This is a genomic window from Nioella sp., assembly GCF_965215655.1.
Classification (GTDB): Bacteria; Pseudomonadota; Alphaproteobacteria; order Rhodobacterales; family Rhodobacteraceae; genus Nioella.
The window spans coordinates 2,582,073-2,595,783 of record NZ_OZ244111.1 but is presented as its reverse complement, the minus strand read 5'-3'; the positions used below and the strand labels follow the sequence as shown (position 1 = coordinate 2,595,783).

14 protein-coding genes are annotated in these 13,711 nt (G+C 62.6%); 4 read left to right on the top strand and 10 right to left on the bottom strand.

The features are described from left to right. Nucleotides 1-76 precede the first annotated feature (76 nt). From ACOOEX_RS12965 to ACOOEX_RS12955, 3 genes are all read right to left on the bottom strand, one after another. Entirely contained in the window at nt 77-739 is a 663-nt protein-coding gene (locus tag ACOOEX_RS12965; RefSeq protein ID WP_420395219.1) for a hypothetical protein, read from the bottom strand. Between the two features lie 12 nt (nt 740-751). After that, nucleotides 752-2,152: a selenium-binding protein SBP56-related protein gene (locus ACOOEX_RS12960; protein WP_420395218.1), complete on the bottom strand. Its 1,401-nt coding sequence runs from the start codon at nt 2,150-2,152 to the stop codon at nt 752-754. Nucleotides 2,153-2,236: 84 nt separating this feature from the next. Continuing rightward, nucleotides 2,237-2,995, bottom strand: a complete 759-nt coding sequence (locus tag ACOOEX_RS12955) for an IclR family transcriptional regulator (protein WP_420395217.1) — start codon at nt 2,993-2,995, stop codon at nt 2,237-2,239. A 90-nt stretch (nt 2,996-3,085) separates the two neighbouring features. Between ACOOEX_RS12955 and ACOOEX_RS12950 the strand changes: the two genes are divergently transcribed. Beyond that, nucleotides 3,086-4,198 carry an S-(hydroxymethyl)glutathione dehydrogenase/class III alcohol dehydrogenase gene (locus ACOOEX_RS12950; protein ID WP_420395216.1) on the top strand — a complete coding sequence of 371 codons (1,113 nt, stop codon included), beginning with the start codon at nt 3,086-3,088 and terminating at the stop codon, nt 4,196-4,198. A gap of 158 nt (nt 4,199-4,356) precedes the next feature. Here the strand turns inward: ACOOEX_RS12950 and ACOOEX_RS12945 are convergent, their stop codons facing one another. Further along, nucleotides 4,357-5,124, bottom strand: a complete 768-nt coding sequence (locus ACOOEX_RS12945) for an IclR family transcriptional regulator (protein WP_420395215.1) — start codon at nt 5,122-5,124, stop codon at nt 4,357-4,359. 70 nt (nt 5,125-5,194) lie between these two features. On the opposite strand from ACOOEX_RS12945, the gene ACOOEX_RS12940 reads away from it, so the two are divergent. Genes ACOOEX_RS12940 through ACOOEX_RS12930 form a run of 3 tightly spaced genes read left to right on the top strand, consistent with a single transcriptional unit; the run spans nt 5,195 to nt 7,420 of the window. Further along, on the top strand, nt 5,195-6,553 hold the full coding sequence (locus tag ACOOEX_RS12940) for a selenium-binding family protein (RefSeq protein WP_071692031.1): 1,359 nt from the start codon (nt 5,195-5,197) through the stop codon (nt 6,551-6,553). After that, nucleotides 6,550-6,954 carry a 2Fe-2S iron-sulfur cluster-binding protein gene (locus ACOOEX_RS12935; RefSeq protein ID WP_420395214.1) on the top strand — a complete coding sequence of 135 codons (405 nt, stop codon included), beginning with the start codon at nt 6,550-6,552 and terminating at the stop codon, nt 6,952-6,954. The genes ACOOEX_RS12940 and ACOOEX_RS12935 overlap by 4 nt, the downstream gene beginning before the upstream one ends. 1 nt (nt 6,955) lies before the next feature. Then, nucleotides 6,956-7,420 carry a CoA-binding protein gene (locus tag ACOOEX_RS12930; RefSeq protein WP_420395213.1) on the top strand — a complete coding sequence of 155 codons (465 nt, stop codon included), beginning with the start codon at nt 6,956-6,958 and terminating at the stop codon, nt 7,418-7,420. Between the two features lie 30 nt (nt 7,421-7,450). Here the strand turns inward: ACOOEX_RS12930 and ACOOEX_RS12925 are convergent, their stop codons facing one another. From ACOOEX_RS12925 to ACOOEX_RS12900, 6 genes are all read right to left on the bottom strand, one after another. Then, nucleotides 7,451-9,052, bottom strand: coding sequence for a GMC family oxidoreductase (locus ACOOEX_RS12925; RefSeq protein WP_420395212.1), 1,602 nt, complete (start codon nt 9,050-9,052; stop codon nt 7,451-7,453). 75 nt (nt 9,053-9,127) lie between these two features. Continuing rightward, entirely contained in the window at nt 9,128-10,480 is a 1,353-nt protein-coding gene (locus tag ACOOEX_RS12920; RefSeq protein WP_420395211.1) for a TRAP transporter large permease, read from the bottom strand. Nucleotides 10,481-10,486: 6 nt separating this feature from the next. Then, a complete protein-coding gene (locus tag ACOOEX_RS12915) occupies nt 10,487-11,032 on the bottom strand; it encodes a TRAP transporter small permease (protein WP_306045331.1) in 546 nt (181 codons plus the stop codon). Beyond that, the gene (locus tag ACOOEX_RS12910; protein ID WP_420395210.1) at nt 11,032-12,066 is read right to left on the bottom strand and encodes a TRAP transporter substrate-binding protein; all 1,035 of its coding nucleotides are present in this window, start codon (nt 12,064-12,066) and stop codon (nt 11,032-11,034) included. The genes ACOOEX_RS12915 and ACOOEX_RS12910 overlap by 1 nt, the downstream gene beginning before the upstream one ends. Before the next feature lie 112 nt (nt 12,067-12,178). After that, on the bottom strand, nt 12,179-12,502 hold the full coding sequence (locus tag ACOOEX_RS12905) for a 2Fe-2S iron-sulfur cluster-binding protein (RefSeq protein WP_420395209.1): 324 nt from the start codon (nt 12,500-12,502) through the stop codon (nt 12,179-12,181). 23 nt (nt 12,503-12,525) lie between these two features. Beyond that, nucleotides 12,526-13,701 (bottom strand): cytochrome P450, encoded by a 1,176-nt coding sequence (locus tag ACOOEX_RS12900; RefSeq protein WP_420395208.1) that lies wholly within the window; start codon nt 13,699-13,701, stop codon nt 12,526-12,528. Nucleotides 13,702-13,711 lie beyond the last annotated feature (10 nt).

The following is a 13,711-nucleotide window of genomic DNA, read 5'->3' as shown; positions in this document are numbered from 1 at the left end:
GGTTTCCAGACGGGCAGGGGGCCGCACGACAACTCGTAGCGCAATGCGATACGCAGCGTCTACCGATCACCGTCGCCTAGTGTCCGTAATAGGCCGTATAGATCCCGACACCGCCCACCAGAACGAGGCTCAGCGCCCAGACAATATCGAGGTTGAACCAGGTACGAGACAGGAACTTCAGGCCGAGCCACAGGTAGATGATCACGGCGATGATCCCGCCTGCCAGTGTCATTGCGAGGGTGTGGACAAGAGCCACGACAAAAGCGGTCAGCACGTTCTGGCCCATCAGGGCCTGCGCGGCCTCGTGCCCCTCGGTCGGGCCTGCGTCAATGCCGCAGATGCCCAGATAGATCGGCACCAGCATAAGCCCCGCCCCATGGGCGAGAGCGGCCAGGAACGACCACAGCGCCAGCCGCGCGGGATGCACGCGGGCGAGGAAACGGGGGTGTTTGCGGTTGATCAGCAGGTAGATGCCCATGGCCACAACCAAAGCGCCCGCACCGATGCGGATCTGCATTTCCCAGCTGACCAGCGCGGTCATCAGGGAAAAGGGCAGCAGGATCGCCGTCATCGACAGGAAATGCCCTGCGGCCAACGCCACAAGCGCCTTGCCCATGGCGCTGCGCTTGCCCTCCATCAAGGCGGCGGACACGGCAAGGGGCCAGCCCATGCCGGGATTCACCCCGTGATAGAGGCCAGACAGAATGACGGCCCCCCAGAGGGCCGTCAAAGTGGTCATATCCGTGCCCATTCAGACGTTCGGATAGCAGAAGCTGTCGGTCGAGCAATCACCGCCTTCCAGACGGATCTGATGCGCGCGCAGGCCTTCGGGGAAGTTGATGTAGAAATTCGGGTCAAGCTCCAGTCCGCCATTCTCACCCACATTCGCCATGACCATCTGGCCGCCTTCCGCACCGGGATAGAACTGCTCATCCCAGGTGGAATAGAGCGAGTTGGTCCAGTAAACCCGCTTGCCGTCGCGGCTGACCTCGACCATCTGCGGGCCGAAGGCGAACTCGCCACCGCCCGGATGCTTGGCGTTGCGCGCGATGCCGCCCAGTTCCACCTTGCCGGCAAGCTTGGGGTTCATCGGGTCGGAAACGTCATATTGGTGCATCTCGCCCAGGCCCCAGCAGGCGACGTAGAGATACTTGTCGTCCAAGCTAAGGTCGATATCCGTCACCAGCGGCGGCACGGCGGCAAAGCCCTGCAACAGCGGCGGCAGGTTCTCCGGGTCCTCGGGACGGGGGTCGATTGTGATGGTCTTCTTGGCCTGCCAGGTGCCGTCCTCGCCCCGCCACCAGGTGAAGATCGCGCCTTGGAGGTTGGTGGTGTCGACCACGACGCCGCAGAAGCCGTAGGATTTCTTGGGGTCATGGGCGGGCCGGATTTCCAGCGCCATCTGGTGGTTTTCACCAAGGTCGATGGTCTGGATGTTCTTGCGCTTGCGCAGGTCCCAGAAATGGATCGAATGGCCATATTTGTTGGACAGCAGATCCTCGGCCACGATGCCGTTCTCGAACTGCGGCGGCAGGCCCCATTCGGAACTGACCATGTAATCCTGCGGCAGGTTCCACCAGAAATCGTAATGCTTGTCCTGCGGGCCACGGTCCATTTCGTATTGGCCGATGATCTCGAAGGTTTCGCAATCCATGATGAAGATGCCCGGAGGTCCGTCGGTGCCATCCTCGCCGCCGCCACCGAGCGTCGAGACATAGATGCCTTCGGGACCGCAATGGATCGTGTGGGGGCGGGAATAGCCGGTCTTGGCAAAGACTTCCTCAGGCTCGATGATCTTGTGGATGCTGGCCTTCAGCGGGTCCTTCACATCGATGACATAGATCCGGGAGGACCGGATGCCCGGAACGATGAGGTAGCGCCGCTCAAGGAAGGCGTGGCCGGTCAGGGGCGACAAGGACGACGAACAGGCGTTCCAGCCGAAATGGTGAAATTCGTCGCCCTTGTAGGGCATCATCACCGTGTGAACGATGGTGCCGTAGCTGTCGGATTTGGGGTCGAGATCGACCACGGCGATCCCGTCGGGCTGAGAGCCGTCGGGGCTCAGCATCACGGTAAAGCCATAAGTTTCCACCGGGGCCTGCATGGCAAGCTGCGCGGTGGCGTGGAATGTCGGATCCGGTCTAAGTGTCATTTCTTCCTCCCTTGAATGAACAATGCCCGTTTGGGCGAGACGTGAATTTCCTTCCCTTGTTGTCGCGGTGCGGCGCGGGTCTCCTCAAACCTCGGCTACGTTGCAAAGTTGGATGGCACCGCTGACGCGGTTGGCCAGATCAATGAGTTTCATGCCGATCTCGGCGCGGTAGTCTGTTCCGAACCGGCGGATCGGCCCGACAGCGCCGACGCTGAAGGTCGCCCCGATATTCCCAACGGATACGGGGGCCGCGACACTGGCGATCCCCAGGTCGATCTCCTGATCGCAATCGGCAAATCCGCGCTGGACGATGCGGGCGAAGTCGGCACGCAGATCAGCTTCGGTGGTCTTGGTGTGTTCCGTATAGGCCTTGAGTGTGCCGTTGATGATGCACGCCTGGAATTCCGGCTCGGTGAAGGCGGCGATGGCCTTGGAGCAGGAACAGGCATGCATGGGACGCACGCCCAGCCCGGGATGTATGAAGGCGCGGGCCGGGTCATCGGGCGTTTCCACATGGATGATTTCCACCTGGCTGTTGCGGAACCGGGCCAGGAACACGGTTTCGTTAAAGTTCACCGCAGCCGCCTTCAGCAGGGGGGCCGCGGCCTTGCGCACGTCGATATCGGACTTGCCAAGAAGGGCGATGCGAATGAGCCGCTCACCGATCACCACACGCCCGTCATCGGCAGGAGAGTCCACCAGCCCCTGATCCTGCAGCGTCTGCATCAGCCGGTAGCAGGTGGGTTTCGGCAACCCCGTTGCTTTCTGGATCTCGCTCGCGGAAACTGGACGCCCGGCAACGGCGACAAGCTCCAGAATGGCGATCAGGCGGTCCAGATGCATGTTGACGGAATCATTCCATGTTGCGAGACTTAGTCTCAAATCATGATAACTCGCTTTCAAAAATCAAGATAAATCTGGGAGAGATGTCACATGCGCACGAGAGCGGCGGTTGCTTTGGAGGCTGGGAAGCCTCTGGAGGTAATGGAGGTGAACCTTGAGGGTCCGAAGGCGGGCGAGGTTCTGGTGGAGATCAAGGCGACGGGGATTTGTCATACGGATGAGTTCACGCTCTCGGGCGCGGACCCGGAGGGACTCTTCCCCGCCATTCTGGGCCATGAGGGTGCGGGCGTGGTCGTGGAATGCGGCCCTGGCGTGACCAGCCTCAAGCCCGGCGATCATGTGATCCCGCTCTACACGCCCGAATGCCGCGAATGCGAGTATTGCCTCAGCGGCAAGACCAACCTCTGCCAGGCCATTCGCGTGACGCAAGGCCAGGGGCTGATGCCCGACGGCACGACGCGGTTCTCGATGCTCGATGGCACGCCGATCCTGCATTACATGGGCTGTTCGACCTTCTCGAACCACACCGTCCTGCCGGAAATCGCGCTGGCCAAAGTGCGCCCCGACGCACCCTTCGACAAGATCTGCTACATCGGCTGCGGCGTGACCACGGGGATCGGCGCGGTGATCAACACCGCCAAGGTCGAGATCGGCGCGCGGGCGGTGGTCTTTGGCCTGGGCGGCATCGGGCTGAACGTCATCCAGGGGCTGCGTCTTGCCGGGGCCGACCAGATCGTCGGCGTCGATCTCAACCCCGACAAGGTCGAGATGGCCAAGCGCTTCGGCATGACCGATTTCGTCAATCCGAAAGAGGTCGAGGGCAGCATCGTCACCCACCTGGTGGAGCTGACCGGCGGCGGCGCGGATTATTCCTTCGACGCGACCGGCAACGTGCAGGTGATGCGCGACGCGCTGGAATGCGCCCATAAGGGCTGGGGCGAGTCGATCATCATCGGCGTGGCGCCCGCGGGGGCCGAGATTTCCACCCGGCCCTTCCAGCTGGTCACCGGCCGCGTCTGGCGCGGCACGGCCTTCGGCGGCGCACGGGGCCGGACGGACGTGCCCAAGATCGTCGACTGGTACATGGACGGCAAGATCGAGATCGACCCGATGATCACCCACACGCTTTCCCTCGACGACATCAACAAAGGCTTCGACCTCATGCATAAAGGCGAGTCGATCCGGTCCGTCGTCGTGTATTGATCCGGGACCACCGGACCCCTGTGTCACTTAAAACAAGCGCCCGCCGGATCATCCGGCGGGTGCTTCCCTTACATCCCTGACCGGGCGCGCAGCACGCCACCGGGTCCACAGCGTCGGCATTTTCGCATGGGCGCGGGACAGGGGCCGAAGCGCGTGCGTCAAGAGGCGGTCGGCGTCCTGCTGTCCTGCACCACATCCCAACCAAGATCTGCCGACAGTCCCTGCGCGATCCGGGCGATCCGGGGGCCGAGCTCTTCGCGGAACGCCGAAGTGAACACGCGCGTCGATCCCGTCGCACCGATAGACAGCGTGGCCCCCGGACCGCGCGGCGCAAGCGGGGCCGCGACCGAGCACATGCCGCGCTCGATCTCTTCCACGCATTCGGCAAAGCCGCGCTGGCGGATGATGTCGAACTCGGCTTCCAGATCCTGAACGCTCGTCAGGGTAAACTCGGTATAGGCGCGCAACCGGCCCTCCATCTCGCCGGTCGGAAAGACATCCGGCGAAAAGGCGGCGACGGCCTTGGAACAGGAACAGGCGTGCAACGGCCGCTTGCCGAGGCCGGGATGCAGATAGGACACGCCCGTGTCCGGGGTTTCCACATGGATGATCTCCACCGACCTGCCGCGCAGGCGTGACAGGAAGAACGCGACGCCAATCTCGGTGGCGGCCTGCTTCAGAACCGGGGCGATCAGATCCAGCAGCGCGCGGTCTGACTGGTCGCTATGCGTTATCCGCTTCAGTCGGGTGCCGAGCGTGAAACGCCCCCCCCCGACCGGTTCCAGCAGCCCAACCCCGACAAGATCCTGCACCAGCCGGTAGGCGGTCGGTTTGGGCAGGTCCGAATGGGCGCAGATCTCGGCCACCGTGGCCGTGCCTTTCTGGCCGACGATTTCGAGAATGAGGGTGAGGCGTTCGAGATGCATATTTTTTACTTTGTGAGAATCTAATTCTCGATGTACGAGAAGTATGTCTTGGTCGCAAGGGAGGAATGTGATGATGGACGGCGCATGTTGCGGACCGGGCTATGCAAGCCCGGCCGAGGCCATCAAGGCCCCCCGCGAAAAACTGCTCTACACGATTGCCATCTACACCGGCACCGGCATTCAGAAACCGGATTACCTTGCGACGGTGGATGCGGACCCCGACAGCCCGACCTATAGCCAGGTCATCCACCGGCTGGAAATGCCCGGCATCGGGGACGAGCTGCATCACATGGGCTGGAATGCCTGTTCCTCCTGCCACGATGACAGCTCGATGGCGCGCAAATACCTGCTGGTTCCGGGCGTGCGGTCGAACAATATCCACGTCATTGACACGGCGACCGATCCCTATGCGCCGCGCCTGCACAAGGTAATCGACGGCGCCGAAATCAAGGCTAAGGCCAATCTCAGCGGTCCTCACACCGTGCATTGCCTCGGGTCCGAGATCATCATCTCGTTCCTTGGCGATGCGAAGGGCGAGGCGCCGGGCGGCTATCTGCACCTGAACAAGGATTTCGAGATCGTCGGCCGGTGGGAAGAGACCATGGGTGACATCAAGTTCGGCTATGATTTCTGGTATCAGCCCCGCCACAACGTGATGATCAGTTCCGAATGGGCCGCGCCGAACACCTTCATGCCGGGCTTTGATCTGGAAGAGGTCGGTCACCTGAAATACGGGCGCGAGCTGCATATCTGGGATTTTGAGAAACGAACGCCAATCGAAAGCATGTATCTGGGCGAAGACGGGCTGATCCCGCTGGAGGTCAAGTTCCTGCACGATCCCGACAGCACCCATGGTTTCTGCGGCGCGGCGCTGTCCACCAACGTGATCCATTTCTGGAAGTCCGAGGCAGGCAAATGGGAATGGGAAAAGATCATCGACGTGGACAACGAACCACATCCCGAATGGCCGATCCCGGTGCCGGGCGTGATGAGCGCGATCCTCGTGTCGATGGATGACAAGTACCTCTATCTCAACAACTGGTTGCATGGCGACATGCGCCAGTATGACATCACCGATCCGCATAACCCGAAACTGACCGGTCAGGTCTGGATGGGCGGGCTTCTGGGCAAGGCGCCCCAGGTCAATGGCGTCGACGTTGCGGGCGGGCCGCAGATGTTCCAGCTCTCGCTGGATGGCAGGCGCCTCTATGTGACCACGTCGCTGTTTTCGACATGGGACAACCAGTTCTACCCCGAGATCCGCGAAAAGGGCGGGGTCATGGTGATGATCGATTGCGATGTGGAAAACGGCGGCATGACGATCAACCCCGATTTCATCGTCGATTTCGGCAAGGAACCGAACGGGCCGAGCCGCTGCCACGAAACCCGCTACCCCGGTGGCGACTGTACCAGCGATATCTGGCTGTGACCGAAACCCGGACCATCACGCTCGCCAATAGGGGCGGTGCGACCTATCGGGTCGAGGCGCGCCGCCCGCTGCTCGATACCCTGCGCGAACAGGGGGTCGATCTGCCTTATGGCTGCAAATACGGCGGCTGCATCACCTGCGCGGCCAAACTGACCGCGGGCGAGGTGGATCAGCGCCGTCAGGTGGCCCTGAACAATCGACAGATCGCCAATGGCTATGTTCTGCTATGCGTCGCCCGCGCCGTCACCGATTGCACGTTGGAGATCGGCGTCGACAGTCATGACAAGCTGTACCGCAATCCGTTTCTGGACCCGCTGGAGCCGCATGAGCTGAAGGCGGATATCGCCACGTCCCGGCGCTCGGTCAGCGATGCCGCAGGACAAGAGAAAAAGGACCAATGACATGCCGGCAACTGCGCTTGACGAGCTTTACGACTACGACCAGACCTTCCTTGCCGACATCCTGAAATCGGTCAGGACCATCGCAATGGTGGGTGCCAGCGCCGACAAGACCAAGTTCAGCTATGGCGTGCTGCGGGTTCTGCATGAAACGGGGTACGACATGATCCCGGTCAACCCCAACCCGAACCTGACCGAGATCCGCGGCATTCCGGTGTTTCATTCGCTGGAGGAGATCGACCGTCCGGTCGACATGGTCGAGGTCTTCCGCCCCAAGGAAGAGCTCTATGCCATTACCGAACAGGCGATTGCGATCGGGGCCAAGGTGCTGTGGGGGCAGATCGGTGTCTATGATGACCGGGCGGCGGCGCTGGCCGATGAGGCCGGCCTCAAGGTGGTGATGAACCGCTGCCCCAAGATCGAGCTGTTCCGCCCGTTCTGGAAACCCCGCCTCGATCTTGCGATCTGATCCCGGACGCTGCCTGTGATCGCGATCCGCTCAGCGATCCGAGCGGATCATGTCAGCGGCCTTTTCGGCGATCATGACCGTGGGCGAATTGGTGTTGCCCGAGGTGATCGTCGGCATGATCGAAGCATCGACGACGCGCAGCCCGTCCATCCCGTGGACCTTCAGCCGTGCATCCACGACCGCGCCGGGGTCGTGGCCCATGCGGGCGGTGCCCACGGGGTGGAAAATGGTCGTGCCGATCTGGCCTGCGGCCTCGATTAGCTCGGCCTCGGACACGTATTCGGGGCCGGGCCGGATTTCCCGAGGCTTGAACTGCGCCAGCGGGGCCTGTGCCACGATCCGGCGGGTCAGCGCGATGGACCGCGCGGCGGTGATCCGGTCGGCCTCGGTAGACAGGTAATTGGGCCGGATCGCGGGGGCGTCCTTCGGATCGGGGGATTTCAGCCGAACGTCGCCGCGTGACCCGGGCCTGAGGTTGCAGACAGACGCGGTGAAGGCCGGGAACGGGTCCAGATCCTCGCCGAATTTTGGCAGGGACAGCGGCTGGACGTGATATTCCAGATCGGGTGTTTCCAGCGCGGGATCCGACTTGGCAAAGGCCCCGAGTTGAGAGGGCGCCATCGACATCGGTCCCCGGCGTCTCAGCGCATAGTCCAGCCCGATCCTGGCCTTGCCGAAAAGGGTGGAGGCCATCTGGTTCAGCGTCTTCACGCCTTCCACCCGGTAGGACAGGCGCAATTGCAGATGGTCCTGCAGGTTGCCGCCGACGCCTTCCATGTCATGTGCCACGGCGATCCCGTGATCCTGAAGATGCTGCCCCGGCCCGATCCCCGACAACATCATGATCTGCGGCGACCCGATCGCACCTGCCGACAGGATCACCTCTCGCCCCGCTTTCGCCATCGCGGGCTGACCGTCCTTGAGGAAGCGGATGCCGGTGGCCTTGCGACCCTCCAGCATCAGCCCCTGCGCCTGCGCGCCGGTCAGCACGGTCAGGTTCTGCCGGTCGTTGGCAGGCCGCAGAAATCCGCGCGCCGTGGACCAGCGCCAGCCGCGCCGCTGGTTGACCTGGAAATAGCCCACGCCTTCGTTGTTGCCCCGGTTGAAATCGTCGGTGCGCGGGATGCCCGCGGCCTCGGCGGCGTCTGCGAACCGGTCGAGGATCTCCCAGCTCAGCCGGGGCTGTTCCACCCGCCATTCGCCACCTGCGCCGTGGTGCTCGCTTGCACCGGCGAAGTGATCCTCGGATTTCAGAAAATAGGGCAGCACATCGTCCCAGCCCCAACCGGCATTGCCCATCTGCCGCCACTGGTCATAATCGCGGGCCTGTCCGCGCATGTAGATCATGCCGTTGATCGCCGAACATCCGCCTAGAATGCGCCCGCGCGGGTAGAGGATCGACCGCCCGCCAAGGCCCGGTTCCGCCTCGGTCTGGAACATCCAGTCGGTCCGCGGGTTGCCGATGCAATAGAGGTAGCCCACCGGGATCTTGACCCAGATGTAGTTGTCCCGGCCCCCGGCCTCCAGCAGCAGAACGCTGACGCGCGGGTCTTCGGACAGGCGATTGGCCAGAACACAGCCCGCCGTGCCCGCGCCCACGATCACGTAGTCGAACTGTCCGTAGTCTTTCATCTGCAAGCCCCTCGCCGTTTCTGGCAGAGTTCCCCATTTTTCCAGCGGGGTAAACGGGGGACATGCACCCCCGCGCTACAACACCGAAGGCAGCCAGAGAACAATCGCCGGGAACATGATCAGCACCACGACGCGCACGATCTCGGCCCCGAAGAAGGGCATGACGCCCTTGAATGTGTCGATCATCGGGGTGTCCTTGGCGAGCGCCGATATGACGAAGACGTTCATTCCCACGGGGGGCGTGATCAGCCCCAGCTCGACCACAATCAACGCCAGTATCCCGAACCAGATCTTCAGCTCCTCCGTGCTCATCCCGAAGCCGGTATCGGGGCCGAAGGCGTAAAGCCCGCCATTGAGCTCGACCAGCACCGGCCAGAAGAACGGGATGACCAGCAGGATCATCGACAGCGAATCCATCAGGCAGCCCAGAAGCACGAGCGCGATCAGAAGCAGGATCAGCACCGTCATCGGTTCAAGGCCGGAACTGGAGATCCATTCCGCCGTGGCCTGCGGCATCCGGATGCGGGACATGAAGATCTTCATCAGTTCCGCCCCCAGAAGGATCAGGTAGATCATGCCGGTGGTCTGTGCGGTTTCCTTGAGGCTGTCGATGGTATCGGCCCAGGACAGGCTGCGCCGTGCCAGCCCGTAGACCGCCACCAGAAACACCCCCATGGCCGCGCCGGGGGTGGGGTTGTAGAACCCGCCATAGATACCGCCGAGGACGAGGGCGAAAATACCGACCACGGGCAGGACGCCAAGCGTGGCGGCGATGAATTCGGCCCGGTCAGTCGCGCCACCCTTGGGGCCTGCCTCTGGCCGGATCAGCACGTAGAGAAGGATGGTAACGAGGAAGAAGAATACCGCCATGATGCCGGGGATCATCGCGGCCATGAACATCGTTACGATATTGGCCTCGACGATGATCGAATAGATGATCAGCACGACCGAGGGCGGAATGAGGATGCCAAGCACGCCGCCTGCCGCGAGCGACCCGGTGGCCAGCGACCCCGAATAGTTGAAGCGCTTGAGCTCCGGCAAGGCGATGCGGCCCATGGTCGAGGCTGTGGCCAGCGACGATCCCGACACCGCGCCAAAGCCCGCGCAGCCTGCGATGGCGGCCATGGCGGTGCCGCCCGGTGCCCATCCCAGCCAGGCATTCGCGCCCCGGAACAGTGCCTTGGACAGACCGACGCGCGATGCGATGGCCCCCATCAGCACGAACATCGGCACCACTGACAGCCCGTAATTGGAAAACTGTCCATAGGCCAGCGTCTTGAGCTGGTTCAGAACCGTGAACGGCCCGTTCATCAGGACCGTGCCGATACCTCCGACAAGGATCATCGCATAGGCGATCGGCATACGCATTGCGATCAGCAGGATCAGAACGACCAGGCTGACCAGCCCAAGGGTGATGGGATCAAGCATAGGGTGTCAGTTCCCGCCCCGGGTCGTCTTGCCGAGGTTTTCGATGAGCGTGATGAACGAAGCCAATGCCAGCAGAGCCAGCGACAGAAGACAAGGCAGGTAGGCCCACCAGATCGGCACCTGCAAGATGGCGGTGGTATAGTTGTACTGGCGCTGGCTCAGCATGCCGCCATACATCGCGTAGAGCAGCAGAATACCGAAGATCAGGGCCACGACCGACGCAACCAGCGCGAAGATGGCGATCCAGAGGGGCGAGGCGCGCGAGGTGAAGATATCGGCGCTGACATTGGCGCCCGAGATCTGGCAATAGGGCAGGAAGGCGAATGCCGCGATGGCGATGCCCATCTGGGTCAGTTCGAAGTCGCCCTGAAAGGTGATGGCCGCCTCGGGAAACAGGATTTCCCAGAAGGCCAGCGCGCTGACCACGGACCAGACATTCATCAGCACGACGGCCAGCACCATGACCCCACCCAAGATGGCCCAGGTGGTGATCACGGTTTCCGCCGCACCGGTCCATCCGGTGCGACGGGTATCCTGGGCAACCGCCTCCATCACATGTCGGAAGCGTTGGCGGCGATGGCGGCGCGGGCATGCTCGACCAGTGCGGCGCCGTCGATGCCCATGCTGGACACCTCTTCGATCCAGCGATCGACGACCGGTTCCAGGGCGGCCTGGAATGCGGCGGTTTCATCGTCGGTCAGGGTGACATGGGTATTTCCCGCGTTCACTGCCATGTTGATGCCGAAATCATCCGAGGCACGCCAGATTTCGCCCACATGGCCCCACCATTCGCGGTTAGACGCCTCGCGGAACGCGGCCTGGATATCGTCGGGCAGGCTGTTCCAGCGGTCGGCATTCATCGACACCTGGAAGGTCGTTGTGCCGAAGCGGGCCATGTCGGCGCCTTCGATCTGGTATTCGGTCTGTTCCTGAATGCGCAGCGGCGGGATGATTTCCCACGGGATGAAGGCCCCATCCACGACACCGGTTTGCAGCGCCTGCGGCAGTTCCGGCACCGGCATGGCGACGGGCGTCGCGCCGAGCGCCTCGATGATCCATGCCCCCGTGCGGGTGGGAATGCGCATCCGAAGGCCATCCAGATCGGCGGGGCTGCGCACCTCGCGGTTGACCATGTGAATACCCTGGCCGGCATGGACATGCAGGAACATCACCTCAACGCCCTGATACTCCTGACGCAGGTCGCTTTCGAACATGTCGTACATGGCGAGATTGGTGGCCACGGGATCGTTCACGTAGACGAAGGGCAGTTCGAACACCTCGGTCCGTGGGAACAGACCGGGTGTATAGCCGTTCACCGTCCAGATCAGATCGACGACGCCGTCACGGGCCTGGCTGATCAGTTCGGGTGGACGGCCGCCGAGGGTCATGGCCGGGAAGATCTCGATATCGACCTGCCCGCCGGACAGTTCCTCGACGCGGGCGGCCCAGGGTTCCAGCATCTGGGTGTGGGCCGGGGCCTGCGCGCTGAGCAGATGGTGCAGGCGGAACGTGTGGTCCTGGGCGCTGACGCTGCTGGCCAGCCCCATGACAGCGGCGAAGGCGCCGATGGCGATGGTGGTTCTCATGTCTTTCCTCCCTTTGGTGGCTGGCTTTCGGAACTTGACCGGACCAGCTTTTCCACGGTTCAGTCAACCGCGAATTCTTGACGTTGTCACGCATCTGGTGCCCTGCGGGGCGCTAGATCTGCGTGTCGGGCAGGTGCAGAACCAGCCCGTCGAGTTCTTCCGTCACCGTGATCTGGCAGGACAGGCGGCTGGTGGGGGTCACCGTGCTTGCCGCAAATTCCAGCATATCCGCCTCGGTGTCTTCTGCCGGGCCTACCCGGTCTGCCCATTTATCCGCCACATGCACGTGGCATGTCGCGCAGGCCATGGCGCCGCCGCATTCGGCGGTGATCCCGTCGATTCCATGGGCCAGGGCGGTCTGCATGGCACTGTCGCCGATCCGGGCGTCAACCGTCCGGGATGTTCCCTGCGATGCAATGAAGGTGAGCCTTGGCATTATTTCGGCAATCCTTGCAGAGTTCAGTTCAGCCGGACCGGCAGGTTCAGCGGCCCGCGAAAGCCGAAGCCCTTCCAGACCACGGTTTCGGGCTGCACCAGTTCCATGTTCGGGAAGCGGTCGAAGATCATTGGAAGCATGATCTTCCCCAGCATCATTCGCGCCAGATGGGTGCCCATGCAGTGATGCGGGCCAGAGCCGAAACTCTGATGCGGGTTGCGGGCCCGGAAGGCGTTGAAAAGATGTCCGTCCTCGAACAGCTCCTCGTCATGGTTGGAGGACGCCTGACAGGTCATCACCACTGTCCCCTCGGGGATGTCGATGCCCCGGATCTGTGTGTCACGCGTGGCGCGGCGGGAACTGACCTGAATGGGCGCGACCCACCGGATCGCTTCCTCGAACGCAGAGCCCCACTGACCCGTGCTCCTGATCTCGTCCAACTGGTCGGGGTTGGTCAACAGGCCGTAAAGAACCGTCAGCAGAGCGTCGCGCGGCTCGTTGATGCCGCCGCCGATGGCGATCTTGATATTGGCGACGATCTGGCTCCACGCGATGGGATGGTCGGCATTCACCATCACGGATAGCGCGGTTTGATCGGGATTGGCGCGGTAATAGTCCGCCTTCTGTTCCATCAGGGCATCCATCGCCAGATGAGCGCGGTCTACCCGTTCGAACGGTTCATCGAACCAGCCGAAATTTCCCGCCCCGTCAATCAGCGCCTGCGACCAGAACTGCATATCGTCGTCGCTGGCCTCGGACAGGCCCAGAATATCCGCAAGGATTCGGGCGGCCAGCGGGCCTGCCAGCGTGGGGAAGAGGTCGACCACCTCGCCCTTCGGCAGACGGTCCAGATACTCGCCCGCCAGCTTTTCATAGGCCGGTCCCCAGAGCGTCTTCAGATTGCGTGGCGAGAAGGTGGGCATCATCGCATTTCGTTCGCGCAGATGCTCTTCGCCATCCTTGCGCATCAGCGTGTGGGCATGGAAGGCGCGTTTCATTGGGGTATCGGGGTCGTCGGAGGACCAGGTTTCGGGATCGTCCTTCACGGCACGGGTGTCGGCGGCTTTGGTCAGCATCACCCGGTTAACCGCCCTGACCGACACGATCGGGCTGTCTGCGCGCATCTGCCGATAGAACGGATAGGGGTTGTCGATCAATTGCGTGATCGTCACCGCGTCATTGACGGGTGCCAGCGGCATGACGAGATCC